Here is a 1,045-nt window from a genome sequence, read left to right on the forward strand (position 1 = left end):
CCCTTACAAATTGTGGAAATCGACGTAGAAATGCCGCACAAAGGCGAGGTGTTAATTCGTAACACGCACACTGGCGTGTGCCACACTGATGCATTTACGTTATCAGGAAGCGATCCGGAAGGCGTATTTCCTGTGGTGCTTGGGCATGAAGGTGCGGGTGTGGTCGTTGCTGTGGGCGAAGGTGTGTCAAGCGTAAAACCGGGTGATCATGTCATTCCTCTTTACACCGCTGAATGTGGCGAATGTGAGTTTTGCCGTTCAGGTAAAACTAACTTGTGCGTCTCAGTGCGTGATACACAAGGTAAAGGTTTAATGCCGGACGGTACGACGCGTTTTTCTTATCAAGGTCAGCCGATCTATCACTATATGGGCTGTTCGACCTTCAGCGAATACTCAGTTGTTGCCGAAGTTTCACTGGCAAAAATCAACCCAGAAGCCAACCACGAACAAGTATGTTTGCTCGGCTGCGGCGTTACTACAGGTATTGGTGCGGTACATAATACGGCAAAAGTGCAAGAAGGCGACTCTGTTGCCGTGTTTGGCTTGGGGGCGATTGGTTTGGCGGTGGTGCAAGGTGCGCGTCAAGCCAAAGCGGGTCGCATTATCGCTATTGATACCAATCCTTCAAAATTCGAGTTGGCAAAAAAGTTCGGTGCAACGGATTGTTTAAATCCGAACGATTACGATAAACCGATCAAAGATGTGTTGTTAGACATCAATAAATGGGGCATTGACCATACCTTTGAATGTATCGGCAATGTAAACGTAATGCGTCAAGCATTAGAAAGTGCGCACCGTGGCTGGGGACAATCCATTATCATCGGCGTAGCGGGTGCGGGACAAGAAATTTCAACTCGTCCGTTTCAGTTGGTAACAGGTCGTGTTTGGAAAGGCACGGCATTTGGTGGCGTGAAAGGTCGCTCTGAACTTCCGAAAATGGTGGAAGATTCAATGAAAGGCGACATCCAGTTGGAACCATTTGTGACCCACACAATGACACTCAATCAAATCAATGAAGCCTTTGAGTTAATGCACGAAGGTAAAT

Annotated in this window: 1 protein-coding gene; it reads left to right on the plus strand. The window is 47.7% G+C overall.

The annotated features are described in order from the left end of the window. Positions 1-1,045: S-(hydroxymethyl)glutathione dehydrogenase/class III alcohol dehydrogenase (locus ACTHUR_RS11850; protein WP_440398704.1), on the plus strand; the 1,045-nt coding region annotated here is incomplete at both ends.

The sequence above is a fragment of the Neisseria sp. P0021.S007 genome (genome assembly GCF_051956855.1).